Annotated in this window: 17 protein-coding genes; 7 read left to right on the top strand and 10 right to left on the bottom strand. The window is 44.2% G+C overall.

Annotation, left to right across the window (positions count from 1 at the left end; genetic code table 11):
• The first annotated feature begins 203 nt into the window (after nt 1-203).
• Complete coding sequence (locus tag Q1A08_RS10585) at nt 204-1,022, top strand: CPBP family intramembrane glutamic endopeptidase (RefSeq protein WP_299772601.1); 819 nt, start codon at nt 204-206, stop codon at nt 1,020-1,022.
• A gap of 47 nt (nt 1,023-1,069) precedes the next feature.
• Here the strand turns inward: Q1A08_RS10585 and Q1A08_RS10580 are convergent, their stop codons facing one another.
• From Q1A08_RS10580 to Q1A08_RS10565, 4 genes are all read right to left on the bottom strand, one after another.
• Complete coding sequence (locus tag Q1A08_RS10580) at nt 1,070-1,456, bottom strand: helix-turn-helix transcriptional regulator (protein WP_299772599.1); 387 nt, start codon at nt 1,454-1,456, stop codon at nt 1,070-1,072.
• A gap of 170 nt (nt 1,457-1,626) precedes the next feature.
• Entirely contained in the window at nt 1,627-2,391 is a 765-nt protein-coding gene (locus tag Q1A08_RS10575; protein ID WP_299772597.1) for a transporter substrate-binding domain-containing protein, read from the bottom strand.
• Nucleotides 2,392-2,616: 225 nt separating this feature from the next.
• Nucleotides 2,617-4,095, bottom strand: a complete 1,479-nt coding sequence (locus Q1A08_RS10570) for a hypothetical protein (protein ID WP_299772595.1) — start codon at nt 4,093-4,095, stop codon at nt 2,617-2,619.
• A 189-nt stretch (nt 4,096-4,284) separates the two neighbouring features.
• Nucleotides 4,285-5,220, bottom strand: coding sequence for an AraC family transcriptional regulator (locus Q1A08_RS10565; RefSeq protein ID WP_299772593.1), 936 nt, complete (start codon nt 5,218-5,220; stop codon nt 4,285-4,287).
• A 277-nt stretch (nt 5,221-5,497) separates the two neighbouring features.
• On the opposite strand from Q1A08_RS10565, the gene Q1A08_RS10560 reads away from it, so the two are divergent.
• Entirely contained in the window at nt 5,498-5,950 is a 453-nt protein-coding gene (locus Q1A08_RS10560; protein ID WP_299772591.1) for a YHS domain-containing (seleno)protein, read from the top strand.
• Between the two features lie 78 nt (nt 5,951-6,028).
• Complete coding sequence (locus tag Q1A08_RS10555; protein ID WP_299772589.1) at nt 6,029-6,418, top strand: VOC family protein; 390 nt, start codon at nt 6,029-6,031, stop codon at nt 6,416-6,418.
• Between the two features lie 94 nt (nt 6,419-6,512).
• Here the strand turns inward: Q1A08_RS10555 and hmpA are convergent, their stop codons facing one another.
• Nucleotides 6,513-7,730: an NO-inducible flavohemoprotein gene (gene hmpA / locus Q1A08_RS10550; RefSeq protein ID WP_299772587.1), complete on the bottom strand. Its 1,218-nt coding sequence runs from the start codon at nt 7,728-7,730 to the stop codon at nt 6,513-6,515.
• 285 nt (nt 7,731-8,015) lie between these two features.
• Between hmpA and Q1A08_RS10545 the strand changes: the two genes are divergently transcribed.
• Nucleotides 8,016-8,444, top strand: a complete 429-nt coding sequence (locus Q1A08_RS10545; protein ID WP_299772585.1) for an Rrf2 family transcriptional regulator — start codon at nt 8,016-8,018, stop codon at nt 8,442-8,444.
• Between the two features lie 135 nt (nt 8,445-8,579).
• A complete protein-coding gene (locus tag Q1A08_RS10540) occupies nt 8,580-9,200 on the top strand; it encodes a glutathione S-transferase (RefSeq protein ID WP_299772583.1) in 621 nt (206 codons plus the stop codon).
• 62 nt (nt 9,201-9,262) lie between these two features.
• Here the strand turns inward: Q1A08_RS10540 and Q1A08_RS10535 are convergent, their stop codons facing one another.
• Nucleotides 9,263-9,580 (bottom strand): hypothetical protein, encoded by a 318-nt coding sequence (locus Q1A08_RS10535; protein WP_299772581.1) that lies wholly within the window; start codon nt 9,578-9,580, stop codon nt 9,263-9,265.
• Nucleotides 9,581-9,932: 352 nt separating this feature from the next.
• On the opposite strand from Q1A08_RS10535, the gene Q1A08_RS10530 reads away from it, so the two are divergent.
• Nucleotides 9,933-10,850, top strand: a complete 918-nt coding sequence (locus tag Q1A08_RS10530; RefSeq protein ID WP_299772579.1) for a prolyl oligopeptidase family serine peptidase — start codon at nt 9,933-9,935, stop codon at nt 10,848-10,850.
• 321 nt (nt 10,851-11,171) lie between these two features.
• Here Q1A08_RS10530 and Q1A08_RS10525 read toward each other — a convergent pair whose 3' ends face one another.
• Nucleotides 11,172-12,977, bottom strand: coding sequence for an acyl-CoA dehydrogenase (locus Q1A08_RS10525; protein ID WP_299772577.1), 1,806 nt, complete (start codon nt 12,975-12,977; stop codon nt 11,172-11,174).
• Nucleotides 12,978-13,251: 274 nt separating this feature from the next.
• Here Q1A08_RS10525 and Q1A08_RS10520 point away from each other — a divergent pair, with 274 nt between their 5' ends.
• Nucleotides 13,252-14,130, top strand: coding sequence for a helix-turn-helix transcriptional regulator (locus tag Q1A08_RS10520; protein WP_299772575.1), 879 nt, complete (start codon nt 13,252-13,254; stop codon nt 14,128-14,130).
• A gap of 117 nt (nt 14,131-14,247) precedes the next feature.
• Here the strand turns inward: Q1A08_RS10520 and Q1A08_RS10515 are convergent, their stop codons facing one another.
• The 3 genes from Q1A08_RS10515 to Q1A08_RS10505 form a co-directional block, all read right to left on the bottom strand.
• Nucleotides 14,248-16,056: an EAL domain-containing protein gene (locus Q1A08_RS10515; RefSeq protein WP_299772614.1), complete on the bottom strand. Its 1,809-nt coding sequence runs from the start codon at nt 16,054-16,056 to the stop codon at nt 14,248-14,250.
• Between the two features lie 127 nt (nt 16,057-16,183).
• A complete protein-coding gene (locus Q1A08_RS10510) occupies nt 16,184-17,752 on the bottom strand; it encodes a sensor domain-containing diguanylate cyclase (RefSeq protein WP_299772573.1) in 1,569 nt (522 codons plus the stop codon).
• A 405-nt stretch (nt 17,753-18,157) separates the two neighbouring features.
• On the bottom strand, nt 18,158-19,537 hold the full coding sequence (locus tag Q1A08_RS10505; protein WP_299772571.1) for a hypothetical protein: 1,380 nt from the start codon (nt 19,535-19,537) through the stop codon (nt 18,158-18,160).
• Between the last annotated feature and the right edge of the window lie 997 nt (nt 19,538-20,534).

Raw genomic sequence — 20,534 nt, 5'->3', positions numbered from 1 at the left:
CCTCATCTAACTGCCAGCTTGATAAGCTAACCTTCAACACCCTAAAACCCGCAACACCCCAAACATCACGGCTTCGATAACGGGGTCAGAACCCTTGGGTTCTGACCCCTACCACCGCAGCATTGAAGTTGCACCTAAGCGGCGATTTCCCTCGTCTAACATATCGAACAAACGATAACTATGAATACATTATGGGGGGCCATATGCAGCCGAGGTTTTGGAGTCAACTCTCTTTATTTGCCGTCACTTTTATCGCGATATTAATGCTTCGCGAATTCAGCACACATTTATTGTTACAAAACGGCATTCACGATTACCAAATACATACAGCCGTCGATATCGCAGCTAATGTTCTATTAGTCCTGATATCCATTATTTTGATTAATCAAAATGGCTTACGCAGTATCGCCGGGCTAGGCAATGTAAAAACCGAGAAGTGGTATTTGCTGCTGTTTCCATTATTTTATCTAGTGGGCTTAAATCTACTCATCACCGATGCTCCAAGTAGTCAGGCTACCATGGCCAGCATCGCTATTTTTCTGGTGAATTGCTTATCGATAGGCTTCGCTGAAGAGCTCACAATCCGTGGATTCTTACAATCATTTTTAATTAAACACTTTGGTAAGACTAAGAAAGGCGTACTCAGCGCCGTGGTATTAGCCTCAGTATTTTTCGGCTTGGTGCACCTCATTAAATTTGATAACGGTTTATATGGTGAAATGGCGCAGTTAGCCTTTGCGAGCTTTATCGGCCTGATGTTTGGTATTGTGCTGGTATTAACGAAAAGAATATATCCGCTAATCATTATCCACGCGGTTGTCGATTTATTCGCTGATTTAGGGGAAGTTGGCATGCCCATTCAAGAGAAGCTAAACGAAGCTGGCTCTTTAGAAAATGCCCTGCTAATTATTCTGCTGACCTCACCTTGCCTAATTTATGCCCTGGTTCTTATGGTGCGCTACAAACAAGAAGAGCAGCAAGAAAAGCAACTTGAAAACAGTTCAGCTGCACAGATGAGTTAATACAAAATCAGTGGCTTGCTGCCCGGCAAGCCACTCACCTTAACTCCCTACTCACCAAACTTCTTAAGTAGATTCTTAGCATACTGCACAGCATCATTTTCTAGCTTGCTAAGGGAGTTGCCCCCTTCCTTGGATGAGCCTTTAAGCAAAGATTGAGCGAACTCAATAGCCTCTCGCTCAATCTCAAGCAACAGGGGTGAGTTACCACTTTCTGTGGCTACCTCCTGGGGTTTAGGCTTTGCTTGTAACATATCTTGTTCCTCCTGCAAGGTACTAATAGATGTTTCAAACACGGCCGCTAAGCACTTAAGAGATTCCAACCCCGCCTTATGACCAGCTTCAATTCGCTGAATAGTACGCGTGCTTAAACCAGCATGCTGGGCAAGCTCTTCTTGAGACCAGGCCATTTCTAGACGACGTTGCTTCACACTCATAACTTTAACCTTAACGACAATGAGCCCTATTTATTACAGATATTTTCACCCAACAACACGACACTGTCGCGACACAGCACAATGTCAGCATGAAATTAACAGTATTTTATCCACTTTGATCAAATTGAATCAATTATAGGTGCAGGCGTGGGGAGCAGGAACACTAAGCCTTAGTCAGAAGCGGCATTAACAATACCGTAACGCTTCAGAATCTCAGCTTGTGTACCATCAAGATACATAGAATCAAGCGATTTAGAAAGTTCTGCTTGCAGCTTGGATTTATTAAGCAAGGGCGATTTAATCGAAATACCCAGAAAGAAATCTCGGTTCTCTGTCGGCGCCCCTGGCATAGCACTAATCTCAACACCAAGCTTATTGGCATAATGAAGCGCAATATCATAATACATATAGATCACATCAACCCGCCTTCGCTCTAGCATATGTAACAGCTGTTCATGTCTGGCCACACGACGAAGCTCAGCCTTACCAAGGTCAATCGCTGGCTGGACCTGTAGCGGTAAAGTAACAATACGCAGAGTCGCTAGTCGCTTGCCCGACAGATCCCGCCAAGATTGATACGGTCGGCTTTCACTGGCCAGGGTAATTAAGCGATACGATGATTGGCGAATCTGGCGATCAAGATAGATAGAATCATTCTTAAATTTACCCGTCGCAAAACTTAAAACGGTATCCACCTCGCCATCAACAAAAGCCTTAAATGATCGGGCTATCGGCATTTGGGTAATATCTAATTGATATTGAGGAGTACGTCTAAAGATTTCCTTAACCAGCTCGATATCCGGCCCTTTCAGCTCACCGTCAATATACTGTTGTAAGGGTGGATACTCCACATCAAACTGAGCAAAACTCACCACTTCCGCCCTCGTAAAGGCAGAGCCAAGTAATAGAATGACCAGCAGAATCCGTCTACTCATAACTATGTTAATTTCTGTGTACTCTCAACATCAGGGCCACAAACCGACCCTACCCCTGAAGCAACATACATTTTTAGAATAGACTATATACCCAGATTCACTTCCCTAAACTGTTTTAGGGCTCAAAATTCAAGCTTCTCATTGCTCTTTTAGCCCTATATCAGCGCCTATAGAGCTCATAATGGCTACATCAAGCATATCCACGCAGCTTAAGTGCGATACGGCTCACTTATTGGCCAGCAAGGTCATCAGTTCTTTGCGATAAAAGAACAAACAAATAGCCAAGAATAACAAAGCCGCAAACAGCCATATCAGCCTGTGAGGGTGATGGCTGTCACCTTCGCGATTTAAGACACGTATATCATTCTGTAAAAACAGCGACACAGCTCCCTCCATTTCATGCTTGAGTGCGTAGCCCAAAGGAGATAGCCCTTCGCTGTCGAAAACATGCGGATCAGCACCGGCCTTTATCAGTGCTTTTAGCTGATCTAATAGCTTCTGGCTCTCATATGTCTTGCCATTAAAAATTAGGAAGTACAGTGGCCCTTCTTGATAGATTTCACGACTCGGATCCGCGCCATAGGACAAAAACTCCTGTGCTGCGCTTGGGTAGCCAAACAATAAAGCAAGCTGGTAAAAGTTATCAATGCTGCCTTTATCGAACCGATCTAAGCGCCCCGCTTCCAAAAATCCAACAGCCGTGTTGGCCATCATATCGTGCAGAGGTAGGGGAAGTTTCTGTTTGGCTAAATTTTGAATTGCCGCTTCCCCCAAAGACATTGGGTAGTTGCGCCATGTTTCGGGCTTTTCGCTGCTGCCACCTAGGCGGTAAACCTCTTGGGCGAGCTCCGGCTTAAAGCGTACAGCGCTATCCAAGGGGCGAGCTCCGCTAGCATCTAAATGGTTAATATCAGCGAATTTGGCCAAATGCTCAATAATAGAGGGGCCCTCGCTTGGTGATATAAAAGGCTTTTCACTCTTTAGGAAGGCATGAAGAATATTGTCGCCGTTATCGCGAATATGCTTAGGGTCAGCGCCGGCAGCAATAAGAGCATTCACGGATTTAATTGCAAAATGGTTTTTTACAAATGAATAGTAGCCTTGGTAATTAAAATTCTCCATTTGCCAAAACAGCGGGGTTTGACCATTCTTGTCCCGCATATTGGGGGCGCCTCCCCACTTTAACAAGGTTTCCACTTCTTTGTTGGTGCAATACTGAGCCGCCATATGTAATGCACTTTGCCCCGTCTTTAATACCTGGATCTGATTTGGATCTGCACCTTTTGCTAAATACTCCTCTAGCTTTGAAGCATCACAGTTTTTGCGCAAGTGAACATAGAACCAAAGTGACTTAGAAAGCTCTTTCCGCTTCTTGCGATTTACTTTCGGGACCTTGCAGTTGACCGCCGCAGAGAGCTCAGGCATTTCTTGGGACAGACTGCCACCGGGCATAATTTTCTTCATTAAATCATCGATGGCACGGTCGCATTCTGGAGTTAAAACACGCTTATCTAAGCCATAGTGGTCATAGACCTTGTCGCGAAATTTTTTACGGAGCCGATCATCGACCTCAGTGTTATCTAAAGCATCATTTATAGCTTTGTTTACGGCTTTGTCTACTGATTTAATAGTTACCCCTGCTGAGCTTTCCCAAGCTGTGCATAAAACAAGCAGAACGCAACAACTCTTAAGTACCTGCCTCACTATAAAACTCCTAGTACATCTATGGCCATATTAGAAGCCTCAAGTGTACTAAGTCGTGCATTTAGAGTTGTTCAATTTACGCCAAAGCGTTAGCGATATTCAGCCAAGGAAGCGGCACCGGCCAAATTAAGCACAGACCATAAAAAATAGGCCACAAAAACCGCTTTCAAATGGAACAAAGAGTGAGAATCACGCCGCAAGCTTACTGTGCTGTCTGCGAAATTCCCCAGGGCGCATACCAAATTGCTTTTTAAAAGCTTGACTGAAAGCGGCCTCTGATCGATAGCCAATACTTTCAGCTACTTGGATCAATGAAATATCACTTTCAAGCAATAGCCTACTAGCCCGCTCTAGCCGTACAAAAATAATATACTGCAGCGGTGACATAGTGGTCAGCTCGGTAAAGCTGCTGGAAAAAGACGAGCGAGACATGTTTACCAACTGGCCAAGATTTTCAACGGTCCAATCATGGGCTGGGTTTTCATGTATGGCCGCAAGCACACGATTCATACGCGCATCGGCAAAGGCCGATAAAAAGGGAATCTTTTCTTCAGTATTATTCAATGTGGCCCGAATAACCTGAATCAACATAATCTCCGAGAGCCGATCAATAATGGCATGAGCCCCGGGCTCTAGCTTGGTAGCTTCATGGGAGATAAAGCCAATGGCACTATCTAACCATTGGTTGTTATAGCTTTGATTACCGGGAATATGGAGTGCCTTAGGCAGGTTTTCCAATAATGGATGTTGCCCTAAATCGCTAAACCTAAATTCGCCACACACTAAACAACAACCTGGACCATCTCCGCCGTAAACCAAGGGCCCATTACCCACATAGTCGACTTCATTTAAAACGTCTTCTAATGGCCTTACCGCGGTAGCCTTCGCGTCTGCCAGCTGGTGCGAGGCCCCATGAGGCACAACGGCAAGATCTCCGTTAGAAAGATGTATACCCTGCTCCTGCCCCGCCACCTTGAGCCAGCACTGCCCACGAATAACCACGTGAAAACGCGCAACACTATCTTTAGCGGGTACTTCTACCCCCCAAGGGGAACTTAATTCAGTACGAAAATACAAACTGCTGGAAAGCCTAAGGGTATTCAGAATATCGGTTAATGCATCCATAACAAGCTCCACTGCTATTACTAATGCCCAGTCCCTTCCCACTAAGCACTTTATTTTACAAAGCTAGCATAGGGCCATAGGCAAATCACGAAACTATCCAATTTGTCATACGATTCAGTGGTAATTTGAGACGAATACAGAGCCGGAGTATCGAAATGGACGATTTAGTAGGAATGGCGGTGTTTGCAATATTTAGCTTTTGGGCTTCCTCAGGGAACATAAACACCAAGAAAGTTAACGCTTTCTAGGAAAGTTTTTTAACCCTGAGGAATTCAAAATGAGCTTCAAACAACTTTTACTAGGCCTTGTGGCTACCGTTTTAGCATCGGCTGGCGCTTTAGCCGATAAATACCAATTCAGCGCACCTGCAGTACAAGGCTACGATGTAGTGTCTTACCACACCGCAAAACGCCCAATACGCGGCAATGGCAACTTTGTGGCCACCCACAATGGCGCGACGTATCAATTCTCTAGTAAAGCTAACCTAGCAAGCTTTAAAAGCAACCCTGAAAAGTATGTGCCAGCATACGGCGGCTACTGTGCCTTTGGTGTATCTGTAGGTAAAAAATTCATTGGCGACCCTGAAGTATGGCGTGTTGTGAACGGGAAGCTATATCTAAACTTGGATACCGGTATCCAGGATGAATGGTTTAAAGATGTACCTGGCCGTATTAAGAGCGCGGACACCCAGTGGAAAACCATTAAAGACAAATCACCTGCCGAATTGTAAACCTTTCAAAAAACGACCCCATACTTTGGGTCACTTGAAGCACAAAGTGTGGGGCTCAGTAGTGTAAGGATTGGAACTATGAATATTATCGACCACTTAAGTCTAGGGGTCAGCTGCATTGATAAAGGCCAGGCCTTTTACAATGAGCTAATGGCAACCTTAGATGTAAAACTGCTAGCTAACACAGAAAGCTTTGCAGCCTACGGAAAAGACACTGTGCAGTTTTTAATTATGAACCCAGAAAATCAAGCAGCTGCCAGTGCTGGAAACGGTTGCCATATAAGCTTTGTCGCTAACAGCCCGGAGGCAGTGGATAACTTTCACCGTATCGCCATCGACAATGGCGGGCATTGTGAAGGCGAGCCAGGGCCAAGAGCGGCCTACCCAATACCTGATGTTTATACCTGTTTTGTGCGCGACCCATTTGGCAACAAGCTAGAAGCTATTTTTGCTGGCTTTAATCAATAGTTTGAGGACTTATGCCCTGCATGCAGGGCATGGTGCTGATTCCCAGATAATTTTTATTCGGATGGCTTTTGTAAGTTTTTAAACCCTGAATAATCTACAAGCTCTCATGCGGTCCAAACACCTCATAGTGAATCCGATCATTATCTACACCCAGCTCTAATAGCTGCTCTTTAATAGCAGCCATAAACGCCACGGGCCCGCACATATAAAAATGAGCCTGTTTAAGGTGAAGAGAATCTTGCAAAGGGGGCAGCTGCATAAAACCAGATCGTTGGTCTACAGGATTGTGTTCACGGCTGCTTAAGCCACCTTCTGCATACCATACATGACTTTGCCAGGCGTGCGCTCGAGCATGATCGCTAGCCATTATTTCTTTCAATGTTTCAGCGAAAGAATGCTCTTCTGGGTGATTGCAGGCATGCAGATAAAGCAAGGGTTGATTACTACGTTGTTTGTACAAGCTTTCTAACATGGCCTGCATTGGTGTTAAGCCCACACCCGCGCTAAGCAATACCGTGGGCGCTTGCCTTTCTTGATAATAGAAATCTCCACAAGGCGGCATAATCTCAACCGTATCACCTGGCTGCAGCTCATTGTGCAGGTAATGAGAAACAACCCCTGGATGCGCAGTCCCCTCGCGTTTAACCGAGATCTGATAGCTTTGGCTGTTCGAACATGCCGATAAGGAATATTGCCTTATTTCAATGTTCTCGGCTGAGCTAGGTTTAACTTTTACACCTAGATATTGCCCAGGCTGATAAGGTAAAACCGGCTGACCATCTTCAGGTCGAAATACGAAGCTTGTCACTAAGCTAGATTCAATGCGCTTCTCACTGAGTACAAAACGCCTTTCGCCACGCCAGCCACCAAATTGCGATTGAGCACCGCTGTAAATTTCCTCTTCACGTCCAATGAATATGCTGGCTAAAAAACCATAGGCCTCTACCCAAGCGTTCTCAATTTCAGGCGTAAAGTCTTCCCCTAAAAGTTCACGCAGAGTTTCAATCAAATGGAGCCCAACAATATCGTAATGCTCTGGCTGAATCGCAAAACTACTGTGTTTATGGGCAATGCGCTCTACCGCAGTGCTTAGAACCGCCAAGTTATCGATGTTTTTGGCATAGGCTGTAATGGCATCATAGAGCGCTGCTCTTTGCTTGCCAGAACGCTGATGACTCATATTAAAAACATCTTGCAGCTCAGGGTTATGCAGAAACAAGCGCTTATAGAAGTGATCGGTTAGGACTTCTGATGCACCCTCGATAACAGGAACAGTGGCTTTCACCACCTGTATGGTTTGTTCACTTAACATGTATTTATCACTCGATTGTTTTACGGATTACTTAGCTTGCTAGCCAAGGGACAGAAGTATTACGCCGGCCTTTCAACAAGGGTTGGCCGCGCTACTTTCTTTTGAATTACGCCGAGCTCGCTTATTTATACTCAAATACACGGCTCTCATTAAAAGTACTTCTTTAAAAGCACTCCATTAAGGTGTATTTTACATACCTCTTTTAAAGGTGCATGTTATATACTTTTTATAAGCCGTCAAGTTATAATTCATCCAGCAAGCTTAATCCTACAAAAGGACGAGAAAATGAGACTAACTAAACACACGGATTATGCTTTTCGAGTTTTGATTTATATCGCCTCTATGAGAGAGGAAAAGACAACTATTCAAAAGCTTTCACAAGCTTTAGAAATTTCAAATGACCATCTAAAGAAAGTGGTTAACAAGTTAGCCTCTACCCATTGGATAGCCGCCAGCCGAGGTAAAAACGGCGGTATAAAACTAGGTATCGTCCCCGAGACGTTAAACCTGCGCGAGGTGGTAGAGTTAATGGAGCAAACCCTAAGCCCAGTGAATTGCGAGGCCCCGCTTTGCAAGCTAAACCCCCATTGCCATCTGCGCGGTATTCTAGACAATGCCCAGCAAGCATTTATGGAGAGCCTAGAAGCCTATACCCTAGCTGATTTAGTGAAGGCCCCCATGCCAGAAACGATATTAGCGATTGAGGTTTCTTAACGGCAAAATTAAAAACCGGCAACAACAAACTTGTTTTTAATCGTCACAATTCAGGCCGAAGAGGCTGTAGCCTAATGCCCGACAAAGCTATACTGCCATGCCGACCAAAACATCAACTAACACCACGAGCAACACATGTCACCCATACTCTACTCCTTCCGCCGCTGCCCCTACGCCATGCGAGCCCGCCTAGCGATACACTATTGCGCTGTGGAGGTAGAACAAAGAGACATTCTGCTAAAAGACAAACCCAAGGCCATGCTGGAGGCCTCCCCCAAAGGCACTGTACCGGTATTAGTGCTGGCCAATGGCGAAGTGATCGATGAAAGCCGCGATATTATGATGTGGGCCTTACAGCAAGGTGAAGATAAGCATGGCTTATTGGGCGATAGAGAACAGCAAAACCAAATAGAAGCCTGGCTAGATGACTGCGATAACAACTTTAAGCCAGAGCTGGATAAATACAAATACTGGGTAGGTTACCCAGAAGCCAGCCAACTCGACTACCGCCAACGCGCTGAAGTATTTATCCAAAAGCTGGAGGACACTCTAAACCAGCAAAACTATTTACTAGGCGAAAAGATTAGCCTGGCTGATATTGGCACCTTCCCTTTTATACGACAGTTTGCCAATGTGGATATGAAATGGTTTCAACAAGCGCCTTATCCAAAGGTACGCCAATGGCTTGAAGGCTTGGTTGGGAGTGATGAATTTATTGCGATTATGGAGAAGCGGGAGATTTGGGTTGAGGCTTAGAGATGCTGACGCTTCTATTATCCTTTAGACCTACCTAAAATAAGACTCAGCTAAGCCCAACTTCACAACTTAGGCAAAAACCAAAAAATAGCACCATAAAAAATAGGCTTAGGCACAGGATGGCTACCGTATTGCGCAGGATCTTCCCTTAAGTTACGCCTAATGAGACGCAGTGAACTAAGAGTTGTGAAAGACTGAATGGCTATTGCAGAAACGAATACTGTGATCAACAAAGACGTGAGTGAGAAATCAAAAAGTAAAGCGACAAGCTCGACCAAACCCCAAAGGCCAAAAATCACCAGAAAAAAGCCACTAGCATAGATACTATTTGAGATTTCAGTATCTTTTTGAATTACTCGACTTAATCGTCTTTCACGCATTCCTTGCCACCACCTCAACAACACCTAATCCTAACAGCTTTTGGCTTTTTATCGACGTTAACTACTTATATTTAACAACAAATGTAGCACCACTTCGCATTGGATGACAATAAAAGACGCGGAGCTGCACAGAGCACAAACCCTAGAGATATGCCGATACTTGTTTACATTCGTAAACACATGCTACCATCAATTAGATATGGTATACCATTACATAAATTCAATTTAAACCCCCTCACAGTGGAGTTAAAGGATGAAAGTAAGATGGCTCTTACTGATAGCATTCGCATTTTCTAATTTATCGATCGGTCAAGAAGCAAGCCCAATATTGGTATCATCTGAGGGCTTCAAAATGAAGATCAAAACCTCAGCTGAGTATTTCAACTTCTTAAAAAAATTCGGCTGGGACCGAGCATCATTTGACAAAGCATTTCCTCAAAGAAGCTTCGACAACTGCATCAATAACCACTCAGTAGAAACTCGAAAGCTGAAGTACAAAGGTCGTAAAGGTTTGGTAGATGCTTGGCTGGTACACCCCAAACAACAAGCAAATACCAAGAAAACGCCCCTGGTAATATATAACCGAGGCGGTGCGGCAAAATGGGGGAAGCTCATTATGGCTGATCTACTGAACTTTTGTCAGCTTGCCGAACAAGGGTATGCCGTAATAGCCAGTGATTTCAGAGGATCGAAGCCGAAAGGCGTTTCAAACAATGAATCAATACCTCTAGATGTTACCGACTTAGGATATGGTGATGTTTATGACAGCATAGATCTTATTACACTAGCCAGTGAAATTGGCACGATTGACACATCTAAGGTAGCACTATGGGGTTTTAGCCGTGGCACGATGATCAACGCCATGATGTTAACCAAGATAAAAAACATAAAAGCCGTCATCATGTCTGGAACGGTATCGCGCAAAGATGACGATTTCAGAAGAAGTGAATTTGATGAGCATGTTTACCCACTTATCGTAGATAACTGGAACGCCCTCACCAAAGCAGAGCAACAAAAGTTGTTGCTAGGAGTTTCTCCCCTTCATCTAATAGATGGAATACTATCCAAACCGGCATTTTTGTTTCTTCATGGCGCCAAGGATAAAAGAACCCCGGCGAACAGAATGCTGAACTATGTTCAAGCGCTTCAAGACAAAGGGCACACTATTGAACTTCGTTTATACAGCGAGGGCACCCACAACCTTTACAAATACCAAGGTACTGTATTAGAAGAGATCTCCAATTGGCTGGAAACGAACCTAAAGCCTTAGACGCAGCCTCCTAATACTGAATGGGAAATATTGAGTATCTACTATAGAAAAAGAGCTCGCAGCACATGCGCCGACGAAATCATAGAATAGCGGCCCAATTCGTTTTATTTCGTAAACTGAACATTTGCCCTGAACCGGCGCTCAGGGCAAATATGTAGCATTACTTTGTATTGAGTGACAATGAACAGCCTGAAGCAGTTTCGAGCATAAATGTTAGGTTTTTTTAGAAGAAGATTTTTCGGTTATTTTAGCTAGTACGAGCTCTAAACCGCCACCTACAAAAACTGATGAAAAATCTCCTCCTTAAGCTTACTTAGGGGCTTAAAACCACTCTTCGCGCATATCGAAATTAGTGGTGTCCAAATCCGAAACCAGCTTGGCCCAATGATAGATCTCTGGTAACTCGACGCGGAAGAAATACTGTAAGGCCTGCAGCTTACCTCGATAAAAATGTTCATCGCTTTCATGGGGCTGCTTAGCCAAGGCCTGATCAGCGACAATACCCTGCTTTAACCACATCCAAGCAATGACAACATTGCCAAACAGCTCTAAGTATTTCACTGAGTTAGAGAAAGCCGCATCGATGTTCATTGATTGGGTTGCGCCCAATACAGTTTCGGTGGTTTTCTTTAACGTCACAATCGCTGCAGCCAATTCATCAGCGTAGGAGCTTAACGCTTCTGACTGTTTGGCAATCGCTATGGTTTTTGCCATTTCGCCCAAACAAGCACTGTAACCGGCAAAATCTTTCATCGGGACTTTACGACCCAGCAAGTCGAGAGACTGAATACCCGTCGTGCCCTCGTGAATTGGGTTGAGTCGGTTATCACGATAAAGTTGCTCTACTGGGTGCTCATTAATATAGCCGTGACCACCTAACACCTGAATGGCAAAGTGATTGGCTTTGGGGCCGTACTCAGAGGGCCAGGTTTTAATAATGGGCGTCAGGAAATCCAATAGCGTGTGCGCAGCCTTACGCTCATCTTCACTGGACGCTGTTCTAGAATCATCCTCCAATTGAGCACCTAGTAAGCATAGAGCGTACCCACCTTCTGCATAGGCTTTTTGTGCCAGCAACATGCGACGAATATCAGGGTGCTTAATAATACTGACCGGTGGCGAGTGAGGATCTTTTTCGGATAGTAAGCGGCCTTGTGGTCGCTCTCTGGCGTAATCAAGGGAATACTGGTAACCGGTCAGTGCAGTAACCGCACCGGACGTGCCCACCATGATGCGCGCTTCGTTCATCATGTGGAACATATAGGCCAATCCCTTATTCTCCTCGCCTACCAAATACCCAACGGCGCCGTCTTTTTCACCAAAGCTCAAGGCGGTAGAGGTTTGGGCGCGACCGCCCATTTTATGGAATAAACCGGCCAAAGCGACTTCATTACGCTCACCTAGTGAGCCGTCGTCATTGACCAAAAATTTAGGCACGATAAACAAGGAAATGCCCTTAACGCCCTTCGGTGCACCTTTCACTCGTGCCAGCACTAGGTGCACAATATTTTCGTTAAGATCGTGGTCGCCACCGGAAATAAAGATTTTGCTGCCGCTAACACGATAATTACCATCGGCATCCTTAACGGCCGTGGTGGTCAGATCGGCAAGGCCGGAACCCGCGCCAGGTTCAGTCATGGCCATAGTGCCCGCAAAGCGGCCGGCACGCATAGGTACAACCCATTTCTCGATTTGCTCTGGGGTGCCATGGGCCTCAATTAAGTTGGAGTTAGCATTGGTTAAAGCGGTATAACCCATCGCAACACCACCGGCGGCACTGAGGTAGGCACTGACGGCATTAGCAACAATACCGGGCAACTGCATCCCCCCCAACTCAAAATCGGCAGTGGCAGATGCCAAACCAGATTCAACCACGGCATCAACAGCGGTTTTGATCTCGGGGATCATATGCACTTTTTCGCCATCGAAGGTGGGTTGGTTATTGTCGGCCTTCTGACGCATCGGTAGCAGGAACTTTTCAGCGACAGCTTGGGATGTTTGCAGCGCTGCGTTGAAAGTCTCGCGGCTGTGATCGGAGTAACGTGGGCGCTGGGTCAGGCTTTCGGCATCAAATAACTCATAAAGCATAAATTCCAGGTCGCGTTCACTAAGTATGGGGGCTGTCATAGGTCTCATCTCGTTTTAATAGTTGTAGGCAGCTCTAACACCGTGATTGCTGGAGCTGTCCTTATGCTCTGACCTACAAGCCAGGTGTTAGGTTAAACCTGCCAAAGTGATCGTAGAACAAAGCTAATATTCTTAAGCTTGATTGTCGCCGCTGCGGCACTGGGATAACATGACCTGACAGGTCAAGTTTAGGCGGCACATGTACCTCGCCCCAAATGGGTATTGCTCTAAAAAGCACCGATAAAAGCACTGATAAATAGCACCGAACGAAGATATGAGTACTGAAACACCCGATATGACCCTCGATTTAGAGCCCAGCGAAGACCATAAAGCCTACCTACCCTTTGGCCATTTGCTCAAATTTTGGCGTGGAGTACATCGCCAAAGCCAGGAAAAGTTGGCCCATGCTCTGCAGTCTTCACCTCGCCATATCAGCCGCCTAGAAAACGGCCGAGTACACCCCAGCAAAGCAATGGTGGAAGGGATTGCACAGGCATTGTCATTGGGCGAGAGAGATACCTACCACCTGATGATCTCTGCCGGTTACATGCCGGCAACAAAAAAGGCTGACTTCCATGCCCCAGAGTTAAAGTGGCTGCGCAAAGCTATGATTCTCACCCTGCGCGCCTTGGATCCGTACCCTGTAACACTGATGGATAGTTCCTCCAATATTCTCATGGTCAATCGAGGCTGGGTTGGGTTTTATCAAAAAATTATAGCCACCGAATCTCTTAATCAAGTCAGTAATCATTTTGACTTTTTGTTCAGCCATCAAAGCGCCGACAACTTAATGAGCAGCTGGCAAGATACCTTGTCAGTTATATTAATGTCGCTGCAGCAAGCCGCCCTACTGAGCGGCGATCTAGAAAAACAAGCCATGGTGGACCGGCTAACCACATCGCCTAACGTGCCCAAAGACTGGCGACAGCGTGGCGCCAAACTCGAACCCATGGCCAGTTTTCGGGTGCAACTCGAGTTTAAGGGTGAGCTGCAACCGTTTTTTAACGTCAGCCAAACCGTCGGTGCCTTGGGTCCCAATGCCTTTGTCTCGGAACCGCAACTTAGCGTCAACACCCTGTACCCAGAAGATGAAAGCCTTGACCTCGCTGGCCTGATCGAAGGCGAGCTGAAGCATCCGCTGTTGTTTTACTGAGACAAATTCCAAAAACCCAGCCTAGGCCATTTAAATGAAAACAGGTATCGCATATAGCTCAGCTTTAGATGAACCTCGAAAAAGCTGCTAGGATCTACTCACAGTATTGCTGGGAGCTCATATATTGGCACTACTTTTATCCGCTAAATACCCTTCCAATTCTGTTATAGAAAGCGGGTAACTTAGAAAATAACCTTGCATTTTCGTACAACCCACATCAAGTAAGGCCTGAATCTGATCTTCTCGTTCAACACCTTCAGCTATAATCTCTAAACCAAGATTTCTAGAAAGAGCGCATAAGCTAATGCATATTTCTCGGTCATAGGCGTCGGTAAGGATTCCTTTCACAAATGACTTGTCAATTTTAATGGTACTAACAGGTAAGTTTTTTAGATAATTTAGAGATGAATATCCTATACCAAAATCATCAATTGAAAAGCGTACACCTTGATTACGTAAACGCTCCATAGTTGGCAACACCAAGTCTATATTTTGAATGAGGGTATGCTCAGTCACTTCTAATGTTAAGGATTGAGCATCAAAACCTGTGCTCTTCAATATATCGAAGACCTTCTGCGGAAAACCCTCATCCAACAGCTGATCCGGAGAAATATTCACAGATAAACTATGGCAACGGCCATTCGCCTTAAGCTGCTTACAACTGGCTTCCAGCACCCACAAATCAACAGAGTTAATTAGCCCGCTACTCTCTAGAAGCTCTATGAAACTAGCAGCACTAAGCACCCCTTTGATTGGATGGTTCCAGCGGATAAGAGCTTCAAAGCCAAATGTCCTACCTGATTTAATATCGACTTGTGGTTGATAATAGACTTCGAACTGCCCCTCATTCACTGCTACTCTAAGATCATTCTGCAAATTAATGCGGTCTAAAAGCTGCTCTTTCATTTCAATGTCAAAATGACAGCTGCAATTTCGACCTTTTGATTTTGCGTGGTACATCGCAATGTCGGCGTACTTCATCAATTGCGATAACTCCGCCCCATGCTCTGGGGAACAAACGATTCCGATACTAACCCCGACTTCGAGTTTTTCACCAGCAACAATAACAGGCTGATTGACAATGGAAATCACTCGCTCAGCAAATGCATCCAATGGCTCGCTATTATCTAAACCATAAATAATGGTAAATTCATCACCCCCGATTCTTGAAAAGCTAATTTTTTCTTCCTGCAAGGCATTGAACCTTTGACTGATGATTTTAATGAGTTCATCGCCAGCCTCATGGCCTAAGGAGTCGTTGATCTCTTTAAAGTTATCCAGATCTAAAAAAAGTAATGCGAACGATCCAACTCGCTCAATTTGATCCTGCAGAATTCTTCGAAAGGCCACACGATTATGCAGCCCGGTTAGCGAATCGAAATAAGATAATTGAGTCACTACCTGCTGAAGTTGACGCTGTTCTATAGCAACCGCTAAGGTTTCCCCCGCAGCTTGAATAAAATCTAGCTGGCGATCACTTGGCGACTGGACCTTTGAGAAATAACAAGCGAACGTGCCAAGAACGTTACCACGAGTATCTATTATAGGTGTGGACCAGCAGGCAATTAAATTTGCTTTTTTGGCAAGCTCTTTAAAATCATGCCAATATGGGTGTGTCTGAGTATCTTCAACGATAGTCAATTTTTTTGTGTAAGTCGCATTGCCGCAGCTTCCTACGCCCAAGCCTACGCTGACACCATCGATTGCCTGACAATAATCCTTGTCTAAGCTTGGCGCTGAAGCCGTATGTAAAGTAGATTCTTCCGAATTAACTAATAGAATTGAACAGGACATATCCCATGCTGCCTCGGCCGCCCTGATTACCGCCTCAAAAAGAGAAGCGAGTGCCGCGTCGTCACTGAGCGTATGAGGAGAGACTGAATCACGAACCTCATTTTTCTCAAGCCAACTCCAATTCTGCTGCATCACCATAATGTATTTACCTTCTGCTAAGGTCGTGAAAAATTTTCACGCCTTAGCCGAATCTAGAGAGTCAAAAATGCAGAGGGCAACATTGAACACTGCATTAACAATAATTATCCGAGATTTTTATTTACGTCTTTCCTGAAAAATGAATGTGATCTTTACCACCTGAACTCTTCGACAATTTAACGGAGTACATGGCCTCATCTGCCAATCTAATCAAGGTGTTTAAGTTTTCGTTGTCCTGTTGGTATACAACACAGCCCATGCTAGCCCCAACTGAAACACTCTCATCAAAATCATCTAAATATAGCTGGCTCGATACTTTTTTTATAAGCCCATCAGCTATCTTCACCACATCATCTTCATCTGAATCAATAAAAGCCAGTACAAACTCATCGCCACCCCAGCGAGAACAAATATCATCTTTTCTAACACCAGATTTCAAATTATTAGCGACGTGCTTAAGAATTTTGTCTCCGGAATCGTGTCCATATACATCGTTTATAGGTTTAAACCCGTCTAAATCCATCAACACCAATGAGAATTTTTCTCTTTTATCTATGAGCTTTTGTAACTTGACCTCAGCCGACTGACGATTTTCAAGACCCGTTAACTGGTCAAAATTTGCGAGCATATCAAGTTCCCGTATGCGTAACCTAGATTGTGTAATATCATGCATAGAAAACTGGTAATAATTGCGCCCATTGTCATCAACACTGCTTGAACACACTAAATAAACCCAGACATCATCAATATCATTTTGTGATAGGATTTTTAGCTCTCCATTAAAGGGGCCCTTACCAGCGATGACTTCGTGAATGTTCTTTATGAATTCTGTTTTCCCATCAAAAAGTTCACACATAAGGTCTCCATATCTTTCCTTCTTCGGCAAGCCTGCCTTAAACATAAGATGGTCAAAGGCAGGGTTTGCTAGAATAATGGAGCTACTTTCATCAATAAGAACTGTCGCAGCAGAAGAGTTTTCAAATATCATGCGAAATCTTCGCCCCAGCTGCTCCACTTCCTTTCTAAGTACAATTTCTCGATCAATTTGAGATTCCGCGCGGCTCAACAGAAAATTAGCATCCTCAGTTAACGTTCCCAATTCACTAAGCTTATGAAACTTTGGAGTACTAACCCGCTCTTTGGTACCGGGCTCGATTTTATGCAACTGGCGTTGAATATTGATGATCGGTTTAGCGATTACAATGTATGAAATGGCGGTTACCACGACAATTATCGTCACACTTATTATAAATATGATTAGAACATTTCTAGTTGCAATACTATTAGCGCGACTAAGGATGTAGTCATAATTTATAATAATGTCTACTTCACCAATCTTTTTTTCACCTTCAAATGGTGAAAAAACAGGAAATGAAACGGGCGATCTTTCCACATCAAAATCATCAGATGACACCCGGAAACTATCACTACTTAAGGATGCATCTCGAATGATCGCATTGCTGACCAAGCCATTTATCACTTCGTTGCCAAGTTCACTATCCTTTAAATATGCAGCGATTGACGCCGTAGGAGCCACTGTATTATTTAGCTCGCTCACCGATTCCAGCGCACGCGCCTGGGCCTCAGCATGACTAATTTTTAGAAAGACATAGATAGCAACCAGCCCAACGGAGAAAGCGGTAACCGTTGTTATAAAGACCAAGCGAGAAGTAATACTGCTACTGTTCATCAAATCTATACACGACTTTAAGTTCACTATTTAGGTATTGTTTATCTATATACGCAATCGCATCTGAATTTTCTGCGACGAAACTTGCTACCGCGGCAGAATCATTCAATTGAATTGGTGGGCGAGTTCTCCCTGTAAACCTTACGCGAGACCAATATGCATTTACCCTAGCCAAGGTCATCCCTGTTAGCCTCTCGTAGAACTTCTGCTTCAATCTTGTCACCCCATTATCGACAGGGTTCGCTCTACTTCCATCGGAATAGGCTCTATACCGCCCCATAAATAGGTCAATAACCTGAGATTTGTTCATTGAGTCCACCGTGTTCTTCTTGTTAACGATCACCACAATATCCGCGCGTAACGCAAACGGGAAAAGTAGTGCCATCAAGATACATAGTGATCTAATCAAAACGTAAACCCTAAGGTAACAAAAAGTGTATTTACGCTTTCCGCGCTTGAGTTACGCTGCTTCTGAAACCACAGGGTTCCGCCGGAGTCAGCTATCCTGGTATGATCTATTTGAACCTTTAACGCCATATTTTCTTTTAGGTCATAGCGCCAGCCTATAGAGAGTGTTGTTTGATCCGCCGCATAAGCTGTGAGGGAGTCATCAACCCCTTGGATTGCAAGTCCGTATGCGGCTTGCAGTTTAGCGAATTGCTCAGACAGCTCAGCGCCCACTAATGATGACTGACCCAGCGGGCTATTAGAATCAGAGAGCAGAGTGCTAACACCAGAGCTGTCAAATGTCTCCGGCTCAGTATTAATACTGGCCAGCACTGCGTAGAAAGTAGACTTTCCAACCATGTAAGTAGTACTGATAAATCCTGACTGGATGTCTGGCATTACCGCACTTTCAGATTCAATTTGAGAGACTTCTGCCGAAAGGCCAAATTGAAGCCAATGGTAACTAGCACTAATGGAACTATAGTCCCCACTTTTGCCGTCCATACTGACCTTATCAAGAGCGAGGCTGGAATCGTCCCATAGAACTCCATTGGGTAATAATTCTGGAATTGCAAAACCAAGGCCACGGTTAACGGCGGCGGCACCCACTTGATTGGCTCCGCTAGCGACATTATTGATCGCTGCCGCGATCGGGGCATAGGTTTTTGGGTTACTGCTGAATTCGAACAGAGTATGTTTGACAACAAACGACCAATTTAAGGTACTCCAATCAAAGGAGAGACCTCGAATATTTTTAGTCTTCACTACTTCCAAAAATTCGCCGAGCGACGCCTCACTTTGGCTTTTCCCGTAGAATATCCGTGTATGCGAGTTTCCGCCCAATAAGCGAGATGTATAAGTGAGATCCAAACCATCCAGGTTTCGGTGTGGAATAACTCCGTAAACTTCGTTTGGCGTCACAGCCCAGGGGTACGCAAAATTGATATCCCTGTACTCAGACAATGCAAACAAATCTAATGGTGTTCGTCCGGCGCGAACCTCCCATTGCGGAGTAATCTTATACTTGAAAAAAGCTTGAGACAGGTATTTATCAAAGTTCGTTTTTGTACGATCTTTAATAACTGCCTGAAAAGTCGAGGACAATTTATCGCTCGCGGTAACATCAATTTGCAAGCCCAAATTGGATATTGCTTTAAGATCCCAATCACCACCACCGACACCGTCGTTGTAACTTACATCGTTTCGATATTTGTAGGTGTCTGACGTAGAAGTGGTTACACCAATAACCCCAAAACCACTAAACTCGATCATCTCCTGGGCGTTGGTTACTTGTGTGAGTAAAAGCCCTAAGACAAAAAAATGCGGTAACTTAATCATAGGTCTCTACATAATTTTTGAGTTGGCAAAATCCACTCTAATTATAGACCTTCCATGATCACCAATAATTTAAAATTAATAGTTCATTGACATAGAATAAGTAATGATCGCATTGACTAAGTTACGTACTTTCTACATCGTCATTAATACTAATCCAGCAAGCATTTCTAAACCGTCATCTCACCATATAGCACAATAGTGAATATGTTATAGGCTTTTTATATACCACTCTATTAGACTTTCATATATTACTTACGTGATAGTCAATACCATATCTATTAGTGTTGTGCTTGATAAAAGCGGTATTAAACCTTCCCATAAATGCTATAAATACCACACTTATTAGAGCTTACAGCACCAGACAAGCACAAACACTCTGCTCACCTTGACCTTCATTTTTTACGAAGGAGCTGAGACTAAAATACAAGTTTCAGTAGCTTTATAATTTGTTAAAACCTGTCACTCATTGTCACGGGCTAACAACTCTATTCGATCTAAGTGATCATCGAACATATTAATTAAAAAGAGAATTCAACTCATTCGCACTTACCGCAAGATGGCCAGCCACCCTCCATGCCAAAAGCACTTGTTTTACTGAGTTTTTTGCGCTGTCAGAGACCCTAACAACACTTCGATTAGCGTCTTCAACAACGAAAGTAACACTTCGCTATAGTTGCCTTCGCTGGCCGCTTCAATTGCAGCATTTAAAGCCAATGACAACCTGCCCCGCCATACTAACGCTTATACCCAAACTCAATGACGTAGCCATACAATTCAGTTATCGGCGGCATTACTAATAGTTTAGATCAAAATTTGTATTTCTGGTATTTTTGACACTACATAATTCACAAGCGAACACTAAATATAAGTCGCAGAATGAAAGCAACAAGTTAAACATCGATATTTTAAGGAGTGACTTTTAGGCGATTGTTGACCAAGCCCTGAAATTAAAAACCATAACCAAAACAAATTGTCCGACTCATCGAACGGGATTAGA

It is taken from the genome of uncultured Pseudoteredinibacter sp., assembly GCF_947500695.1.
GTDB lineage: Bacteria > Pseudomonadota > Gammaproteobacteria > Pseudomonadales > Cellvibrionaceae > Pseudoteredinibacter.
This window is presented reverse-complemented; position numbering and strand designations above follow the sequence as displayed.